Annotated in this window: 26 protein-coding genes; all 26 read left to right on the top strand. The window is 65.3% G+C overall.

Features of this window, described 5'->3' with window-relative positions; genetic code table 11:
* Position 1 precedes the first annotated feature (1 nt).
* The 26 genes from FHR96_RS15290 (at position 2) to FHR96_RS15165 (ending at position 15,216) form a co-directional block, all read left to right on the top strand.
* Positions 2-289: a helix-turn-helix domain-containing protein gene (locus FHR96_RS15290; protein WP_183388576.1), complete on the top strand. Its 288-nt coding sequence runs from the start codon at positions 2-4 to the stop codon at positions 287-289.
* A complete protein-coding gene (locus FHR96_RS15285) occupies positions 286-756 on the top strand; it encodes a hypothetical protein (protein WP_246392986.1) in 471 nt (156 codons plus the stop codon). The genes FHR96_RS15290 and FHR96_RS15285 overlap by 4 nt, the downstream gene beginning before the upstream one ends.
* The gene (locus tag FHR96_RS15280; protein WP_183388574.1) at positions 753-1,301 is read left to right on the top strand and encodes a VRR-NUC domain-containing protein; all 549 of its coding nucleotides are present in this window, start codon (positions 753-755) and stop codon (positions 1,299-1,301) included. The genes FHR96_RS15285 and FHR96_RS15280 overlap by 4 nt, the downstream gene beginning before the upstream one ends.
* A complete protein-coding gene (locus FHR96_RS15275; RefSeq protein ID WP_183388573.1) occupies positions 1,301-1,912 on the top strand; it encodes a hypothetical protein in 612 nt (203 codons plus the stop codon). The genes FHR96_RS15280 and FHR96_RS15275 overlap by 1 nt, the downstream gene beginning before the upstream one ends.
* 175 nt (positions 1,913-2,087) lie before the next feature.
* Positions 2,088-2,375 carry a hypothetical protein gene (locus tag FHR96_RS15270; protein WP_183388571.1) on the top strand — a complete coding sequence of 96 codons (288 nt, stop codon included), beginning with the start codon at positions 2,088-2,090 and terminating at the stop codon, positions 2,373-2,375.
* Positions 2,376-2,412: 37 nt separating this feature from the next.
* Positions 2,413-2,922: a lysozyme gene (locus FHR96_RS15265; RefSeq protein WP_246392985.1), complete on the top strand. Its 510-nt coding sequence runs from the start codon at positions 2,413-2,415 to the stop codon at positions 2,920-2,922.
* Positions 2,903-3,286 carry a hypothetical protein gene (locus tag FHR96_RS15260; protein ID WP_183388569.1) on the top strand — a complete coding sequence of 128 codons (384 nt, stop codon included), beginning with the start codon at positions 2,903-2,905 and terminating at the stop codon, positions 3,284-3,286. Before FHR96_RS15265 ends, FHR96_RS15260 begins: the two co-directional genes overlap by 20 nt.
* Positions 3,287-3,412: 126 nt before the next feature.
* Positions 3,413-3,775, top strand: a complete 363-nt coding sequence (locus FHR96_RS15255) for an HNH endonuclease (protein ID WP_183388568.1) — start codon at positions 3,413-3,415, stop codon at positions 3,773-3,775.
* A 104-nt stretch (positions 3,776-3,879) separates the two neighbouring features.
* Positions 3,880-4,326: a phage terminase small subunit P27 family gene (locus FHR96_RS15250; protein ID WP_183388567.1), complete on the top strand. Its 447-nt coding sequence runs from the start codon at positions 3,880-3,882 to the stop codon at positions 4,324-4,326.
* Between the two features lie 3 nt (positions 4,327-4,329).
* Positions 4,330-6,048, top strand: a complete 1,719-nt coding sequence (locus FHR96_RS15245) for a terminase large subunit (protein ID WP_183388566.1) — start codon at positions 4,330-4,332, stop codon at positions 6,046-6,048.
* Complete coding sequence (locus tag FHR96_RS15240) at positions 6,048-6,227, top strand: hypothetical protein (RefSeq protein WP_183388564.1); 180 nt, start codon at positions 6,048-6,050, stop codon at positions 6,225-6,227. The genes FHR96_RS15245 and FHR96_RS15240 overlap by 1 nt, the downstream gene beginning before the upstream one ends.
* Positions 6,224-7,462, top strand: a complete 1,239-nt coding sequence (locus tag FHR96_RS15235) for a phage portal protein (protein ID WP_183388563.1) — start codon at positions 6,224-6,226, stop codon at positions 7,460-7,462. The genes FHR96_RS15240 and FHR96_RS15235 overlap by 4 nt, the downstream gene beginning before the upstream one ends.
* On the top strand, positions 7,459-8,061 hold the full coding sequence (locus FHR96_RS15230; RefSeq protein WP_183388561.1) for an HK97 family phage prohead protease: 603 nt from the start codon (positions 7,459-7,461) through the stop codon (positions 8,059-8,061). The genes FHR96_RS15235 and FHR96_RS15230 overlap by 4 nt, the downstream gene beginning before the upstream one ends.
* 19 nt (positions 8,062-8,080) lie before the next feature.
* Entirely contained in the window at positions 8,081-9,307 is a 1,227-nt protein-coding gene (locus tag FHR96_RS15225; protein ID WP_183388559.1) for a phage major capsid protein, read from the top strand.
* Positions 9,308-9,351: 44 nt separating this feature from the next.
* Positions 9,352-9,696 carry a head-tail connector protein gene (locus tag FHR96_RS15220; RefSeq protein WP_183388557.1) on the top strand — a complete coding sequence of 115 codons (345 nt, stop codon included), beginning with the start codon at positions 9,352-9,354 and terminating at the stop codon, positions 9,694-9,696.
* A 10-nt stretch (positions 9,697-9,706) separates the two neighbouring features.
* Positions 9,707-10,135 carry a hypothetical protein gene (locus FHR96_RS15215; protein WP_183388556.1) on the top strand — a complete coding sequence of 143 codons (429 nt, stop codon included), beginning with the start codon at positions 9,707-9,709 and terminating at the stop codon, positions 10,133-10,135.
* A 1-nt stretch (position 10,136) separates the two neighbouring features.
* Positions 10,137-10,472, top strand: a complete 336-nt coding sequence (locus tag FHR96_RS15210) for a phage head closure protein (protein ID WP_183388555.1) — start codon at positions 10,137-10,139, stop codon at positions 10,470-10,472.
* Entirely contained in the window at positions 10,459-10,902 is a 444-nt protein-coding gene (locus tag FHR96_RS15205; protein WP_183388554.1) for an HK97-gp10 family putative phage morphogenesis protein, read from the top strand. The genes FHR96_RS15210 and FHR96_RS15205 overlap by 14 nt, the downstream gene beginning before the upstream one ends.
* Positions 10,899-11,624, top strand: a complete 726-nt coding sequence (locus FHR96_RS15200; protein ID WP_183388552.1) for a phage tail terminator protein — start codon at positions 10,899-10,901, stop codon at positions 11,622-11,624. The genes FHR96_RS15205 and FHR96_RS15200 overlap by 4 nt, the downstream gene beginning before the upstream one ends.
* A gap of 16 nt (positions 11,625-11,640) precedes the next feature.
* Positions 11,641-11,829 (top strand): hypothetical protein, encoded by a 189-nt coding sequence (locus tag FHR96_RS15195; protein WP_183388551.1) that lies wholly within the window; start codon positions 11,641-11,643, stop codon positions 11,827-11,829.
* Positions 11,822-12,778, top strand: coding sequence for a phage tail tube protein (locus FHR96_RS15190; protein ID WP_183388549.1), 957 nt, complete (start codon positions 11,822-11,824; stop codon positions 12,776-12,778). The genes FHR96_RS15195 and FHR96_RS15190 overlap by 8 nt, the downstream gene beginning before the upstream one ends.
* Positions 12,779-12,832: 54 nt before the next feature.
* Entirely contained in the window at positions 12,833-13,177 is a 345-nt protein-coding gene (locus FHR96_RS15185; protein ID WP_183388547.1) for a hypothetical protein, read from the top strand.
* 35 nt (positions 13,178-13,212) lie between these two features.
* The gene (locus tag FHR96_RS22615; RefSeq protein ID WP_221195844.1) at positions 13,213-13,512 is read left to right on the top strand and encodes a DUF1799 domain-containing protein; all 300 of its coding nucleotides are present in this window, start codon (positions 13,213-13,215) and stop codon (positions 13,510-13,512) included.
* A gap of 72 nt (positions 13,513-13,584) precedes the next feature.
* Positions 13,585-13,983 (top strand): hypothetical protein, encoded by a 399-nt coding sequence (locus FHR96_RS15175; protein ID WP_183388546.1) that lies wholly within the window; start codon positions 13,585-13,587, stop codon positions 13,981-13,983.
* Positions 13,964-14,359, top strand: a complete 396-nt coding sequence (locus FHR96_RS15170; protein WP_183388545.1) for a hypothetical protein — start codon at positions 13,964-13,966, stop codon at positions 14,357-14,359. Before FHR96_RS15175 ends, FHR96_RS15170 begins: the two co-directional genes overlap by 20 nt.
* A gap of 236 nt (positions 14,360-14,595) precedes the next feature.
* Positions 14,596-15,216, top strand: a complete 621-nt coding sequence (locus FHR96_RS15165) for a hypothetical protein (RefSeq protein ID WP_183388544.1) — start codon at positions 14,596-14,598, stop codon at positions 15,214-15,216.
* Positions 15,217-15,257 lie beyond the last annotated feature (41 nt).

Here is a 15,257-nt window from a genome sequence, read left to right as displayed (position 1 = left end):
CATGAGCGCAGTGATGCAGCCGTCAGGCAATGAGGTTTCCCGCGAGGCCTATGACGATGTGCGCCGTTCCGGGCGTGCCAACCAGCAGCACAAGCTCGTGCTCGAGGCGCTGAGGCAGCACGGGCCCAGCACACGGCATGACCTGGTCGAGCGTACTGGTCTCGGCCTGCAGACCGTGTGCCCGCGCTGCCACGAGCTGCTGGACCGGGGCGAGATCGAGGTAGTCGGTACCGCTGGCCGGCCGGCACGCCAGGTGCTGGCGCTGACAGAGGAGGATAGCCCCGAATGACGATGATCAAGCACGAGACCGGCGAGCCGTGTGGCGGATGTGGCAGCCAGTCGGGACAACACCATGCGCCGGAATGCCCGAGCGTGAATGCCTTCCGTGCTGGTCGCATCCCGGCCAAGGGCGGCCAGCAGGCGCGGCGTGCAGCGATCCTGTGCCAGAACGCACGCTTCCGTCTCTACCTCGACCACACGCAGCGGCGTCGGCATGGCCTGAGCGTCACCGACCTGCCGGACGGTACCCATACCGAGCAGGATGCCGCCGACGCTGTCCGCCGAGCCTGTGGCGTGGGTAGCCGCGCTGAGATCGACCACGACGACGAGGCGCGGGCAATGCTCGACCGGATCGTCGCTGACTACCAGCGCTGGGAGCGGCAGCAGCGCCGGGCCGTATCCCCTGTAGGGGATAATCGCGAAATATCCGCCATGGGGGATAAAGCCCAGCCACAGCAACAGGAGCGGTGCCTATGACCATTGGGAGCAAGGCGCGCCCGGTCCGCTGCAAGCGCACCTGGCGGGAGAGGTCGCTCAACGCGCCGGCACTGGGCAGCAACGGGGCAGGGCGGCCGGCCGCTCCCCGCGTCGACCACGAGGGCAACGAACAGAAAGCGCTGATCCTGTGGCTCTACGGGGAGTGGCAGCGCGGTACCGAAGTGGGCCAGGCCTATCCGGTGACCTATCACGTACCCAACGGTGGCCAGCGCAGCAAGAAGACCGGCGCCGATCTGAAGCGCCAGGGCGTGAAGGCAGGCGTGTCAGATTTGGTCGTGATGGAGGCGCGCGGCGGCATGCATGGGCTCTACCTCGAGTTCAAGGCGACCCCGCCGAACCATGCCGCCGTTGCCGCCTCGCAGATCGACTGGCTGGCGCTGGCGGATGCTCGGGGATATGGCGCGGTGCTGGCGCAGGGCATCGAGGAGGCGCGGGAGGTGCTGCGGGAGTATATGGCCCTGTCCCCGACTCGGGTGGCTGGCGCTGTGCAGCGGATCGAAGCAGGGACGAACTGGAGGAAGTGATGCGAACCAGCCAACTGGTCGGTGGGGACCTGTCGCGTATGTCAGTCCGCCAGCTGGAGACGGTGATTCGAACACTGGGGCCGAAGGCGTCGAGAAGCCTCGAGGCGGCTCGGGCCATGGTAGCCGAGTTGATGGAGATCGAGGCGGAGTGGCGGCTGGGCCATCGCCATGCCAACCAGGGCTTCGCGCCCGTGTCTCCGGTGGCGGGGATCGGAGAGGGGCGAGGGGAGACGACCGGCGCCATCGATCACATGGCCGAGGCGGCGACCCGGTATCGCTACGAGAGTGAGCTGGCGCAGGTGGCCCATTCCTTGGTGGGTGGCCTCACCGAGCACCAGGCGGCGGCGGTGCTGATGTGCACCCGGATGGTGGCCAGGGCCATGGCGCCCCGCGACGAGCGCCGGGAGCTGACCAGCCAGCAGCTGGTGCATCCGTCACGGCAGGTGTGGGCGCTACAGCGTCTCGGCTTCGCTCCGGGTGGTGGCTGCCGGTTCCTGTCGGCAGGCGTCATGCGCAAGGCGGCGACCCAGGCTCGAGGGCGAATGCTGGACAATGTTATCCACAGAATTCACAGGGAATACACAACACCTTGCGCTTTGGTAACTGGATAGCTACTATATAGCCATTGTCGATTACTGCGCCCTGGCGGGCTTTCCCGCCGGGGCGCTTCTGTTTGTGCCGCCCAGTGCTTGTCGTCCCCTCAAGCACGTACTCCCGTGGGCGGCTCCCTATGTCTCCTTGCTCGCCTTGTGCGAGCTTTTTTGTTCCCGATTTGCAGGTTTGCCCATGCCTATCGATACCGGCCGTTGGATCGCCTACGGCGGCGGCCCAACAGTGACCGCCACCAGTCTTGTCTCTAAGGCGCATGCCTCGGCGGTTTCTATTACCCCGGAGCCGAGCGGTGTGGTGTCGGTCCTGCAATATCCGCTGTTCCAAACCGGCGGCGTCCAGCTGGTGGCGGCCGACCTTATTAGCGTTGGAGGCATCGCCCTGGTGGCGTGCCGGCTGACGTTTGATGTCTGGAAATACCTCGATCAGCGCCGCCGGGCGAGGGGGCGCGATGACGCTTCGTAAGCGACTAACCCGGGCGGTCGCCGGTGGGGCGGGGGCCATGGCTCTGGCCGCGATTATCGTGCCGCAATTCGAGGGTACCGAGCTGGGCAGCTATCGCGACGCGGTGGGGGTGTGGACGGTGTGCACCGGTCACACCGCAACGGCGGGCCCGGGGCAGCACAAAACGCCTGCCGAATGTCGGGAGCTACTTGAGTCTGACCTGGGCGTCGCGCTGGACGCCGTCGATCGCAGCGTCAAGGTGGAGATCGCCCCCGCTACCCGGGCGGCCCTGGTGTCGTTCACGTTCAATCTCGGCGCCGGCGCGCTGCGCCGCTCCACGCTGCTGGAGAAGCTCAACGCCGGTGACATCGTCGGCGCCTGTAACGAGCTGCCGCGGTGGATCTATGCCGGTGGGCAGCGTCTGCGTGGCCTGGCGCGCCGCCGGGCCGCCGAGCGGGATCTATGCCTCGAGGGGGTCAACGATGACGGGACTGCTGACACGGGCGCTGCCGTGGCTGATGACGGCGGCGATGGTAGTGATAGCTGGTTTGACCTGGCGACTGGCTGACGTCACCGGCGACCGCGATGCCCTGGTTATTGAACGTGACCGCGCCCAGGACGCGGCGGCGGTAGCCCGGGCGTCGCTGGCCATGCGCTCGCAGCAATACGGCGACCTGGTCGAGGCGATGGGGCAGCGGGAGGCCCGTCTTGAACAGTCCGAACGAACGATCGCGGATCACCGCGCCGCGGCCCGGCAGCTGGAGGACGATGACGATGCGACGCGCGATTGGGCTGATTCTCCTGTGCCCGCTGGGGTTCGCCAGTGGGTGCGCGACCTCGCCGCCGGCACCGATGCCGGTGATGACATGCCCGGCAGTGCCGGGGTTCATGATCGAGCCGAGGCCAGCCCCGACCAGGGTGGTCACCCATAACCGCGACTTGCTGCAGCTCCTCGCCGACTACGAGGCCCAGCGTATCCGCTTCAACGCCGACCGGCTGGGTGTGGCCCTGATCCTGGGCCACGACGAGGTTGGTGAAGAGGTCGAGTAGGAGGAAGTATGCCGCGTCGTCCTGCTAGTCCATGCCGCGTCCGCCTGTGCCGCAACCTGACCCGTGAGCGTCACGGCTACTGCGAGGAGCATGCCGATCACGCCAAGCCCTGGTCGCACGGTCGGGCAGGGCGCGGGCGTGGCGGTCGGCCATGGCGTCGTCTGCGCGACCAGGTGATGACGCGAGACCGGCACCTCTGCATGCCTTGCCTGCGCAAGGGCCAAGCGACGCCGGCTGCCGACGTCGACCACATCGTGCCAGAGGCCGAAGGCGGCCCCACAGCGGCGCATAACCTCGAGGCGATATGCAGCCCCTGCCACAAGGCCAAGACGCAGGACGAGGCGCGACGGGCCCGGGAGCGGGCCACCTGAGGGGGAGGGGGTGGTCAAATCCCTACAGCTCTCGCCACCGGACACCGCCCGTGCAGTCGTTTTTTTATGCATGAGAAATAACGAAAGTTTTTCTGGAGGGCCCGATGACCAACGCCGCACCGGTTCGGGCCTCTGGCGGAGGCCGAAAGCGGAAGACGCAACATCAGCACAAGAGCTCGCTGACCCGCATCGCACCGCCGGATGACCTGGTCGACGAGACGGCCGTCCGTATCTGGAAGACCCAGTCCAAGATCCTGATCGAGCGCGGGACCTTCGAGCTCGAGGATGCTCCGCTGCTGATCGCCTACTGCAACAGCTTTGCCTACATGCTCCAGGCCGAGCAGGAGATCGCCGCCCAGGGCATGACGGTGCCCACCGCCGACGGGAGCATCAAGAAGAGCCCCTATGTCGCGGTGCGCAACGACTGCATCGCCCAGCTCACTCGGACTGGCTCGCTCCTGGGTCTGGATCCGCTGACTCGGATCCGCATGCTCGGCGGCGGTAATAACGGCGACGAGAATAACGAGGGCAACGAATTCGACGAGTTCTGATCCATGGCCGCCTACCCGAATGTGAACGCGGCGCAGAGGTATGCGCGCGATGTGGTGGGCGGCCGGATTGTCGCCTGCAGTTATGTGAAAGCCGCCTGCGCGCGGCACCTAGACGACCTGAAGGCCGCCAAGGCCAAAAGCTACCCCTATCGCTTCGACCGAGACATCGCTGAACGGGTCTGCAAGTTCATCCAACTGCTGCCCCACACGAAGGGCGAATGGGCCCGGGGCTCCAAGCGGATCGAGCTTGAGCCCTGGCAGCAGTTCATGTTCGCAGTGGCGTTCGGCTGGGTCCGCAAGAAGGACAAGGCCCGCCGGTTCCGCGAGGTCTACATCGAGGTGCCGCGCAAGAACGGCAAGTCGATCATCGCCGCCGGCGCCGGGCTTTACGCCTTCTGCGCCGACAATGAATACGGCGCCGAGGTCTACTGCGGGGCGACCAGCGAAAAGCAGGCGTGGGAGGTGTTCCGCCCGGCCATGAAGATGGCCAAGAAGCTGCCCAACCTGCGCAAGAAGTTCGGTGTGGTGGCCTGGGCTAAGAAGCTTGAGCGAACCGACGGCAGTGTCTTCGAGCCGGTGATAGGTGACCCTGGCGACGGTTCGAGCCCCTCTTTCGCCATCGTCGACGAGTACCACGAGCACCCTGACTCGCGCCTCTACGACACCATGATCACCGGCATGGGCGCCCGGACACAGCCGCTGATGTGGGTGATCACCACCGCCGGTTACGACGTCTCCGGACCCTGCCACGAGATGCGCGAGCGCCTCGCAGAGATGCTCGACGGCGTGACCCGCGACGACGAGCTCTTCGGGATCATCTACACGATCGACAAGGGCGACGACTGGACCAGCGAGGCTGCGCTCTACAAGGCGAACCCGAACATCGGCGTGTCGGTGAAGCTGGACTACCTGCGTAGCCAGCAGGCGAGGGCAGTGGCCCGGGCCCGCTACGCCAACCAGTTCAAGGTCAAGCACCTCAACGTCTGGGTCACCTCCAAGGAAGGCTACTTCAACATGGAGGCCTGGCGGGTCTGCGAGGACCCGTCGCTCTCCATCGAGCAGTTCCGCGGCGAGGACTGCGTGCTGGCTTTCGACCTGGCGCGGAAACTCGACATGAACTCCATGGCCCGGCTCTTCACCCGGGTCATCGACGGCAAGGTCCACTACTACAGCATCTGCCCCCGGTTCTGGGTGCCGGAGGACACCGCCTTCGACAACGACGATCGCCGCCTCGGCGAGCTCTACCAGGGCTGGATCGAGGCCAAGATTCTCGACCCCACCGAAGGCAGCGAGGTGGATTACCGCGAGATCCTCGAATGTGCCAAAGAGGCCAACCTCGAGACCCCGGCCAGCGAGTCGCCCATCGACCCGCACGGCGCCGCCAACCTCTCCCACCAGCTGGACGACGAGGGGTTGACGCCGATCACTACGGTGCAGAACTACACCAACATGTCGGACCCGATGAAGGAGCTGGAGGCGGCCATCGTCTCCGGGCGCTTCCATCACGACGGCAACCCGATCATGACCTGGTGCGTGGGCAACGTGGTGGGCAAGCACCTGCCGGGCAATGACGACGTGGTACGCCCCATCAAGCAGGGCGACCACAACAAGATCGACGGCGCGGTGGCCCTGATCATGGGCATCGGTCGCGCCATGGCCGCGGCCCAACAGGGCGACAGCGTGCTCGACACCCTTTCCGATGACGACGTCCTGGTGATGTGATGCGCCACTTCCTGTTCGACACCCTGGGCCTGGCCGGCTTCGGGGCGATGACCTATGGCCTCTATCTGCGCTTCGGTCTGGCGGACGCTTTGATCACCTCGGGCGGGCTGCTGCTGTTGCTGGCGCTAGCCGGCGCCCGGGCCGCCAAGCGCGCCGCCGCCAAGGGGGATGCCGCATGATCCTCGACTCCTTGTTCTCGCCGGGAGCCGAGGGCCGATCCCTGGAGAACCCCGACGAGCCGCTGACCGGCCAGAACCTGGCCGAATACATCGACGACGGCGCCCCCGGCATCAGCGTGAACAACCAGAACGCGCTGACCCTGTCGGCGGTATACGCCTGCATCTACGTGCTGTCGTCCTCCATCGCCCAGCTGCCGCTGCACGTGATGCGCAAGCAGGGCGACAGCATTGAGGCCGCCAAGGATCACCCCGCCTACTGGCTGCTCCACGACGAGCCCAACGAGTGGCAGACCAGCTACAAGTGGCGCGAGACCAAGCAGGGTCACGTGCTGGGATGGGGCAACGGCTACACCCAGGTGGTGCGCTCCAACCGCGGCGAGCTTCGCGAACTGGTCGCGCGGCGCCCCTGGGAAACCCAGCTGGTCCGCAACGGTAACCGCTACCTCTACGCCGTCACCCCGGACGACGAGGAGAGCCGGGCGGTGCAGCTCGAGGACATGATCCACGTCCGCGCTCTGGGCTCCGACGGGCGCCTCGGCAAGAGCCTGATTCGTCAGCACGCCGAGACCATCGGCCTCGGCCTGGCCGCCCAGCGATACGGCAAGGACTTCTTCACCGGCGGTGGCCGGCCGACCGGCCTGGTGTCCGTGAAGGAGTCGCTCAACAAGGAAAGCTGGGAGCGACTCAAGACCACCTGGAACAATGCCGTCGGCAAGCTCAAGCAGTCGGAGAACAAGACGCTGATGCTGCCGGTGGGGCTCGACTACAAGTCGATCACCATCCCGCCGGAAGACGCCCAGTTCCTCGAGACCCGCAAGCTCAACCGCTCCGAGATCGCCGGCATCTTCAACGTGCCGGCGCACATGATCAACGACCTGGACAAGGCCACCTTCTCGAACATCAGCGAGCAGGCCATCCAGTTTGTTCGACACACGATGATGCCCTGGATCGTGAACTGGGAGCAGGAGATCAACCGCCGGATCTTCACCCGCGCCGAGCGGCGAGCCGGCTACTACGCGAAGTTCAATCTCGCCGGCCTGCTGCGCGGTACCGCCAAGGAGCGCGCGGAGTTCTATCACTACGCCATCACCGACGGCTGGATGGACCGCAACGAGGCCCGCGTCCTCGAGGACATGAATCCCCGCGACGGCCTCAGCGAGATGCTGATCAGCGTCAATGCCCAGCCGGCCAGCCAGCTCGGCCAACCCGACAACTCCCAGGAGCCGACCTCATGAGCGAAGTCGAAAAGCGAGCGCTCGCCGCCGAAGTGCGCGCCGAAGAAGGCGAGGAGGGCCAGCCCGCGCGGATCGTCGGGCATGGCGCCGTCTTCAACAAGCGCAGCGAAATGATCATGGGCATGTTCAAGGAAGAGATCGCCCCCGGCGCCTTCGACGACGTGCTTGGCGACGACGTCCGCGCCCTGTTCAACCACGACGCCAACTTCGTGCTGGGGCGCACCCGCGCCAAGACCCTCGAGCTGTCTGTCGATGCCGAGGGCCTGCGGTACGAGATCACTCCGCCGGACACCCAGTCCGTGCGTGACCTGGTGCTGGCGCCGCTGTCGCGCGGCGACATCACCGGTTCCAGCTTCGCCTTCCGCGTCGCGCCCGACGGCGACGAGTGGCGGGAAGAAGACGACGGTCTGATCGTGCGCACCATCACGCGCTTCAGTCGTCTGCTCGATGTCTCGCCGGTGACCTACCCGGCCTACCCGGATGCGGGCGCCGCCGCGCGCTCCCTCGAGGCCCGCTGCGCCGAGGTCCAGAACCTCGCGCGCAAGGCCATCAACGAGCGCCGCGCCCGCGAGCGCTTCCTTGAAATGATCCACGCCTGAATGCCCTGGAGGGCCAGCCATGAAACTGCACGAGCTGAAGCAGCGCTATAACACCATCGCCAAGGAGATGCGGGCGCTGCATGACAAGATCGGCGATGCCGAGTGGACCGACGAGCAGCGCACCGAGTGGAAGCGCATGAAGGGCGAGCTCGACGGCCTGAACGACAAGATCGAGCGGGAGGAGGAGCTCCGAGACGCCGACCAGCGCTTCGTCGAGGAGAACGACGAGGAGCAGCGTTCGGGTGCCGGCGATGAGGAGCGTGGTGCCCCTTCTAAGGACGAACAGCGCTCCCAGGCCTTCGACGCCTTCCTCCGCCACGGCGCCGCCGAGATGAGCGCCGAGCAGCGCGAGCTGCTGCGCGAGATGCGCGCCCAGGGCACGTCCTCCGACGAGAAAGGCGGCTACACCGTGCCCACCGAGCTACTCAACCAGGTCCACGAGGCCATGAAGGCCTACGGCGGCCTGGCCAGCGTGTCCCAGGTCATCACCACCGATCGGGGCAACCCCATCGAGTGGCCGACCAGTGACGGCACCGCGGAGGAAGGCGAGCTGCTCGGCGAGAACTCGGCGGCCTCCGAGGGCGACGTCGACTTCGGCATGGAGACCCTGGGCGCCAAGAAGCTCAGCTCCAAGGTCATCCGTGTGTCGAACGAGCTGCTCAACGACAGCGGCATCAATATCCAGGGCTTTCTCTCCAGTCGCATCGGCCAGCGTCTCGGGCGCGGCGAGGCCAAGTATCTGGTGCAGGGCTCCGGCGCTGGCACGCCTGTGCAGCCCAAGGGCCTGCAGGCCTCCGTGACCAACGTCAAAAATGCCGCGTCGCTGGCTGAATTCACCTGGCAGGAGGTGAACGGCCTGATCCATTCCGTGGATCCGGCATATCGCCGTTCGCCCGGCTTCCGCTTGGGCTTCAACGACAACACCCTGCAGCTGCTCACCGAGATGGAAGACGCCAACGGTCGCCCGCTGTGGCTGCCGGCCGTCGCCGGCGCGGCGCCGGCCAGCATCCTCGGCAAGGAGTACTTCGTCGACCAGGGCATCGCCAGTCTGGGCGCCAGTGCCAAGTTCATGTACGCCGGCGACTTCAAGCAGTTCGTGATTCGCCGTGTTCGTTACATGGTGCTGAAGCGCCTGGTGGAGCGCTACGCCGAGTACGACCAGACCGGCTTCCTCGCCTTCCACCGCTTCGACTGCGCGCTGCAGGACCGCGCCGCCATCAAGGCGCTGCAGGCGCCGGCCACCTGATCCACCGGGCCGCCACCGGCGGCCCCTGACTTCCTGGAGCCACGATGCTCGAGCTGGACATCATCAAGCAGCACGTCCGGCTCGAGCCGGACGAGGTCGAGGAGGACACCCTGCTCGACACCTACGCCACCGCCGCCCGGCGGATGGTGGAGCACCAGACCGGCCGGAACCTCTACGCCACCGAGGGCGAGATTCCGACCGACGCCGAGGGCAATGCCACCGACGAGCATGCCCTGGTGCTCGACGATGACCTGACCACCGCGATGCTGCTGCTGATCGGCCACTGGTACGAGAATCGGGAGGCCGTGGCGCTGGGCACCATCGCCACCGAACTGCCCATGGCGGTGCAGGCGCTGATCAGCCCTTACCGCCACTTCCACTTCGACTGAGGAGGCCGCCATGGCCAAGTCACCCGCAAAGCCACGTGCTGGGCGGCGCACTGCTGCGTCGGCCGAAACCGCTACCGCGTCACCGGAAGACATCGCCGTTCCGCCGGAAGCTGGCGCCGAGACGGCCACCAGTGAGCCCGCCGAGGAACGCCAGGACGTGCCCGGAGCAGGCTCCCCCGAGGACGAGCCAGCCCCGGCAGCGGCGGAGGGCGAAGGCGCGCCGGCCAGCGATGCCGAGCCTTCACCGGATGCTGCACCTCCCCGCGAGGACTCGGCGGAGGAGGGCGTCGCACCGCAGCGCGCCACTTCGGCGGGCATGGTCGAAGCCAAGCTCAAGGTGCGCTGGGCCAGCGGCGGGCGACCCCACGAGGCCGGCGAGACGGTGCCCATGACCCGCGGCACCTACGAGCGCCTGAAGAAGTTCGGCCGGGTGGAGTGACATGCGCGCCGGCAAACTCCGCCACCGCGTCACCCTGGAGTGGTACCAGAAGGGCCCGCGATCCGACTCCGGCGCCACGCCGCCCGATTGGGTGGCGGGCGCCACCGTCTGGGCCAGCGTCGAGCCGCTCAGCGGCCGGCTGCTGCTCGCCGCCCAGGAGGCCCAGAGCGAGACAAGTGGCAAGATCCGCATGCGCTGGCGGGCCGATGTGGCCGCCGCCACCGGCAAGACGCTACGCCTCCAACACAACGGATTGACCTATCGCATCGAAGGACGGCCGCTCGACCTCGACGGTCGCCGCCGAGAACTGGAGATCATGGTCCATGAGTGGGTTTGAGTGGCAGGTCGAGGGCGAAGGGTTCGATGCCGCCCGCCGCGACATGGCCGACCTGGAGCGCAAGCTGCAGCAGGGCGCCGTTCGCTCTGGCCTGGTGCGTGCCATTGGCCCCACCAAGCGTCTGGCCAAGCGCCTTGCGCCACACGATACCGGTGACCTGGCCAGGGCCGTGGGGCATCGCTCGATCAGCAAGACGGCCAAGGCACGGCTCGGCATCGAGCCCGACACCGTTGCCCTGCTGGTCGGCACCAACCGCCGCATCAACGGCCGATGGCAGGGGCGGAAGGGCCTCTGGCATGAGCGCGGCACCGAGAACATGGACGCCAATCCGTTTCTCTCGCCGGCCCTGGAGCAAACCCAGTCCGGCTTCGCCGGCCGCTTTTATGACGGCCTGACCCGCTACCTCGATCGCAAGGGCCTGCGCACATGATCGACACCATTCTCGCCGCGCTCGACAGTGCCGGCGTCACCGCCTGGCGCTCCAGCGATGCCGATCCCAGCCGGACCGACACCGTGCCCGGGTTGGTGACGCTCGTCGACCCGGTGGTGGGCGGCAACCTGTGGCCGGTGCATCTCCCCAACGACGCCCCGGACACTACCGGCGTCTACAGCCTGGCCGGCCAGGGCGACATCGAGGTCGATGGCTACCGCCTGAGCCGCGTTGACACCTACGTGCTCAGCCTGCGCAGCCCGACGTTCGACCCGCTGCGCACCATGAGTGACGACCTGATCGCCAGGGTGGCGGCGCACGCTGGCCTGGAGAGCTGGGAGATCACCGACGCCGCCACCGACTACGAGTTCGACCCGCGCCAGTACCGCGCCCACTTCGAGCTGCAGGCCACCAGCCTGGCCACCGCTGCCCCGGCACTGCCCGCAGCGTTTGTGCATCCGGTGCAGGCTGATGCCGAGCCCAACGCCATTGGCACCTTCGAGGTTCGCCAGACCGTTCACGAGCACATCGCGGTGACTCTGGTCGCCGAGCAGGGCGATCTCGATGCCCAGCGCCAGGCCGTGGCCGACGCGCTGCTGGGCCTTGAAACCGACGATGCCGTTTCCCCGCTGGAGTATGCCGGCGGCCAACGGGTGGCCGTTTCTGGCCGCCTGGTCTTCTGGCGCGAGCTCTACCGCTTCCAGCGCCTCCTCTCCACCTGACCCGACGGAGGTCCCCATGCCCAACCACGGTGGCCGTTACGAGATCCGTGACGGCAAGCGCGTGCTGGTCGAACGCACCAAGCCCGCGCCCGAGGCCCGGCCCGAGGCCCGGCCCAAGGCAACTGCCAAGGCCGAACCCAAGCCCGCCGCCAAGCCGGCGTTGAAGAAGCCAAGCAGCGATGTGAAGGAGCCGAGCGATGGCTAAAAAAAAGAAGTGGCAGAAGCGCTATGTGGTGGTCAAGGTTGAATCTGCCTATGGCGTTGCTAGTCCCGACATGACCGGCGCCACCATCCTTGAGGTGGTGATGCTCGATGGTGGTAATCCCTACGCTGGTAATACCGCGGAACGCGAGCGGCAGCGTGAGGGCTTTGGCGCCTTCGAACAGGTCAATACGGGACCCTACGTGGAACGGCAGATTCGTGTGCCATATGCCGGCTCCGGTACTGCCGGCGAGGCGCCGGCCTATGATCCACTGTTGCGCGCCTGCGGCATGAGCGTGGACGTCACCGCCGATCCCGCCCCCAGTGTGGTCTATCAACCTGGCAGCGAGGATGAGGAAAGCCTCGAGATGTGGTGGATGGAAGACGGCCAGATGCAGCACGTCAGCGGTGGTCGTGGAGACTGGTCGCTCACCGCCGATAGCCAGGGGCTACCGTATATCCAGTTCGATCTCACCGCTCTCTACAGGAAGCCCGAAGTGGCGGCGGATGCCTCGATGGCGACTCAGGCGGTGCAGGCCAAGGAATTGCCGATCAACAAGCAGAACACCACGGCAAACATTGATAGCCACCAAGCCTGTATGTCTTCGCTGTCCCTCGCCCTCGGCAACACCGTGCAATATCTCAACGACATCAACTGCGAGTCGGTAGAAATCACCGGTCGCCAGGCCACTGGATCCACCAACATCGAGGCGCCGGACCTGGCTTCCAAGGATTATTTCTCAGCGGTGGAGAGCCACAACGGCGTGTCCCTGGTGCCGGTGACACTGACACATAAGGATGCTGCTGGCGGCATCATCGAGCTCAAAGGCAGCCAGGTGCAGCTCAGTAGCATCTCGCCGACCAACAGCCAGGGCATCATGCACTACGACATTGGCCTGCGGTTTCTTCCCACGGGCTCCGATGACAACGACTTCACCCTCACCTTCAAGTAACCCGCCCGCGCCGTCGCCGGGCGGCGCTTGGGCATTGCTTCCATCGAGGACACCATGACCTTCGTACTCAAGCAGATTCCCGACATCGCCGTACCTGTCACCATTCAGGTGCCAGGTGATGACGAGCCTTCCACCATCCACGCCCGCTGGACGCTGCACCCGGTCAGCAAGACCCAGACGATCATGGAGCAGCAGCGTGCCGGCGAGCTGGACGACGACGCCCTCGTCGCCCAGGACCTGCTCGGCCTCGAGGGCATCACCGACGACAAGGGCAACGCCGTGCCCTTCAGCCAGGACCTCGTTGCCCAGCTGATGGAGCTGGCCTACGTGCGCCGGCCGCTGGTGATGAGCTGGTTCGCCGCTCAGCAGGGCCGCGTCGAGGCCGCGGCAAAAAACTGAGGGCCGCCGGCCGGTGGTGGGCGGGCGCCGGTCTGGTGGAAGATACTCGAGCAGCCGACGCTGAGGCATTCGGTATTGCGCCCCCGGACGACCCGCCCGAGGAAACGCTCTGCGAAGTGTGGGCCGAACACTGGCCCGCCCTCGAGCTGTTCACGGCGCTGCGCACCCAGTGGCAGGTCATCGCCGGCATGGGCGGTGTCGTCTACCGGGGCCTGGATTATCAGGCCCTCTATGGCCACCCGCGCTACGCCCGCCTGGACTACGACGCCCAGGGCGAAATGCTCGAGCAGATCCAGCAGCTGGAGGCCGGCGCGCTCGAGGGTCTGAATGCGTGACCCTTCATCAGGGCTTGCTGATCGATTACCTTGTATGGCTCAACACAACATCTCTTCGCAGGGAGATAACAGATGAAGCTTGCCATGGTGGGCATTGCAGCCTTGATGTTGACGGGGTGTGCTACATCCAGCTCAGTGAAAGAAGCACCTCTCAGTGCAGGTGTTTCGCGGGACTATGAAGCCCCATACCCTCAAGTGAAGCGCCTGGCACTGGAAAGCGTGCAGGGACTGAACGTCGACGTAACGTCAACCGATGAAACTGGAAGCGTCTACACGATCACTTTCACCAAGCCTATGAGTGCGTTCAGCTGGGGTGAAGTGGGGCTCGTTCGCGTCATGGATCTTGAACCTGATAGCCGGGTCAGCGTGGTGTCAGAGAAGCGCTATAAGATTCAGGTAACGGGCACCGAGGAAGATGAGTTCGCTTCCGCAGTTTTCGAGGGCATCGATCATGCGCTTGATCGCCGTTAGTGCCTGTACCTTGCTGGTCGGCTGCGGAGGCCTGGAAAGGCAACAGTATCCGGCAGCGGCAGATGAGGCTCTGCTGGTGGGTACAGTGAAGCATGTACAGCCCTTTGAAGGAGATACTTCAGAGAGCGGCTGGTCGAGGCTGGGATGGGGAACGCTGGCCGGTGGCGTCATCGTGGGTGCTGCTGCCGGATTGGCAGAACCCGGAGAGCACTCGTTTGATGCCTACAGCTACGTCGTGAAACCTTCTGGTGGTCGACCTCAGATAATCAACGCCTTCGACTCTCTGGAGGTGGGCGACTGCGTTGCTGTCTACCAAAGCGTGCGAGAGGGTATGCGCTCTTTGTCGCGCCTGCCGCCAGGGCGCTGCGACACTTAGCCCACAAAGCCCGCCTCGGCGGGCTTTGTGCATTGAGCGCTCGTCTGCTGGACTATACCGCTATCGCGGGGCCCCGTTGGGTGCTCTGCGGGTGTCGGTGCGGTGGCCGGTGCCGCCGAGGGTGGTGGTAGCGCGGTTGTCGCCCAACGGCGCGCCGTGCACAAGTGCCTGGAAGGGCGCGGCTATAGCGTCTTGCAGTAACCATCATAGCTTTCGCCCGAAACGGAGTTTTTGGTATGAGTACACCAGATAGATGCAGATGGGACGGCTGGGTGACATTTGTATGGCTGATAGCCATTCTGGCTTGTATTGCCGCCGTATTCCTTATCAATCAGTTGGGCACGATGCGCGTCCCTGAGCGCGATGTCCTAGGTAATATCAGTTGGACCACTGGGCCCAACATCCCAGTATGGGCGGCGGCAATTGGTCAAGCAGGTGCCGGGGTGCTGTTCGCTGTCCTGTTCAGCATGGTCAACAGCATCTACAAGAACTCGTGCGATCAATTGGCAGCCACTAGCTTGGGGTCTGCCGAATCTGCTGATACGAACGACGACGAAGAGGAGCTCGCAAAGGCGAAATACGTTGATCAAGGCGAGGAGTTGGAAGATACCGCTGAGTACTCCGCGCCGACCTTGATGGTTGATTCGGTGAGAAAAGGATCGCCATTTTATGGGCAGGTGGTGGCGGGGTATGCACTGATGGCCGTCAATGGCCAGGAAGTAGAAAGCGAAGATGATATTTCCTCGAACATGGTCGATGGATTGAATGAGTTCACTTTCAGAAACCGTAACTGGAAACAGATAAAGCGCTACGTAGAAATGAGTCCAGGGAGTTTGGGCATCAACTTCTACTACTGATCCGCTCATCAACAGCAACAGCAACAGCAACAGCAACAGCA

It is taken from the genome of Halomonas organivorans (assembly GCF_014192055.1).
Lineage (GTDB): Bacteria > Pseudomonadota > Gammaproteobacteria > Pseudomonadales > Halomonadaceae > Halomonas > Halomonas organivorans.
Note: the sequence above shows the minus strand (reverse complement) of the source record. Positions and strands in the feature narration are given on the sequence as shown.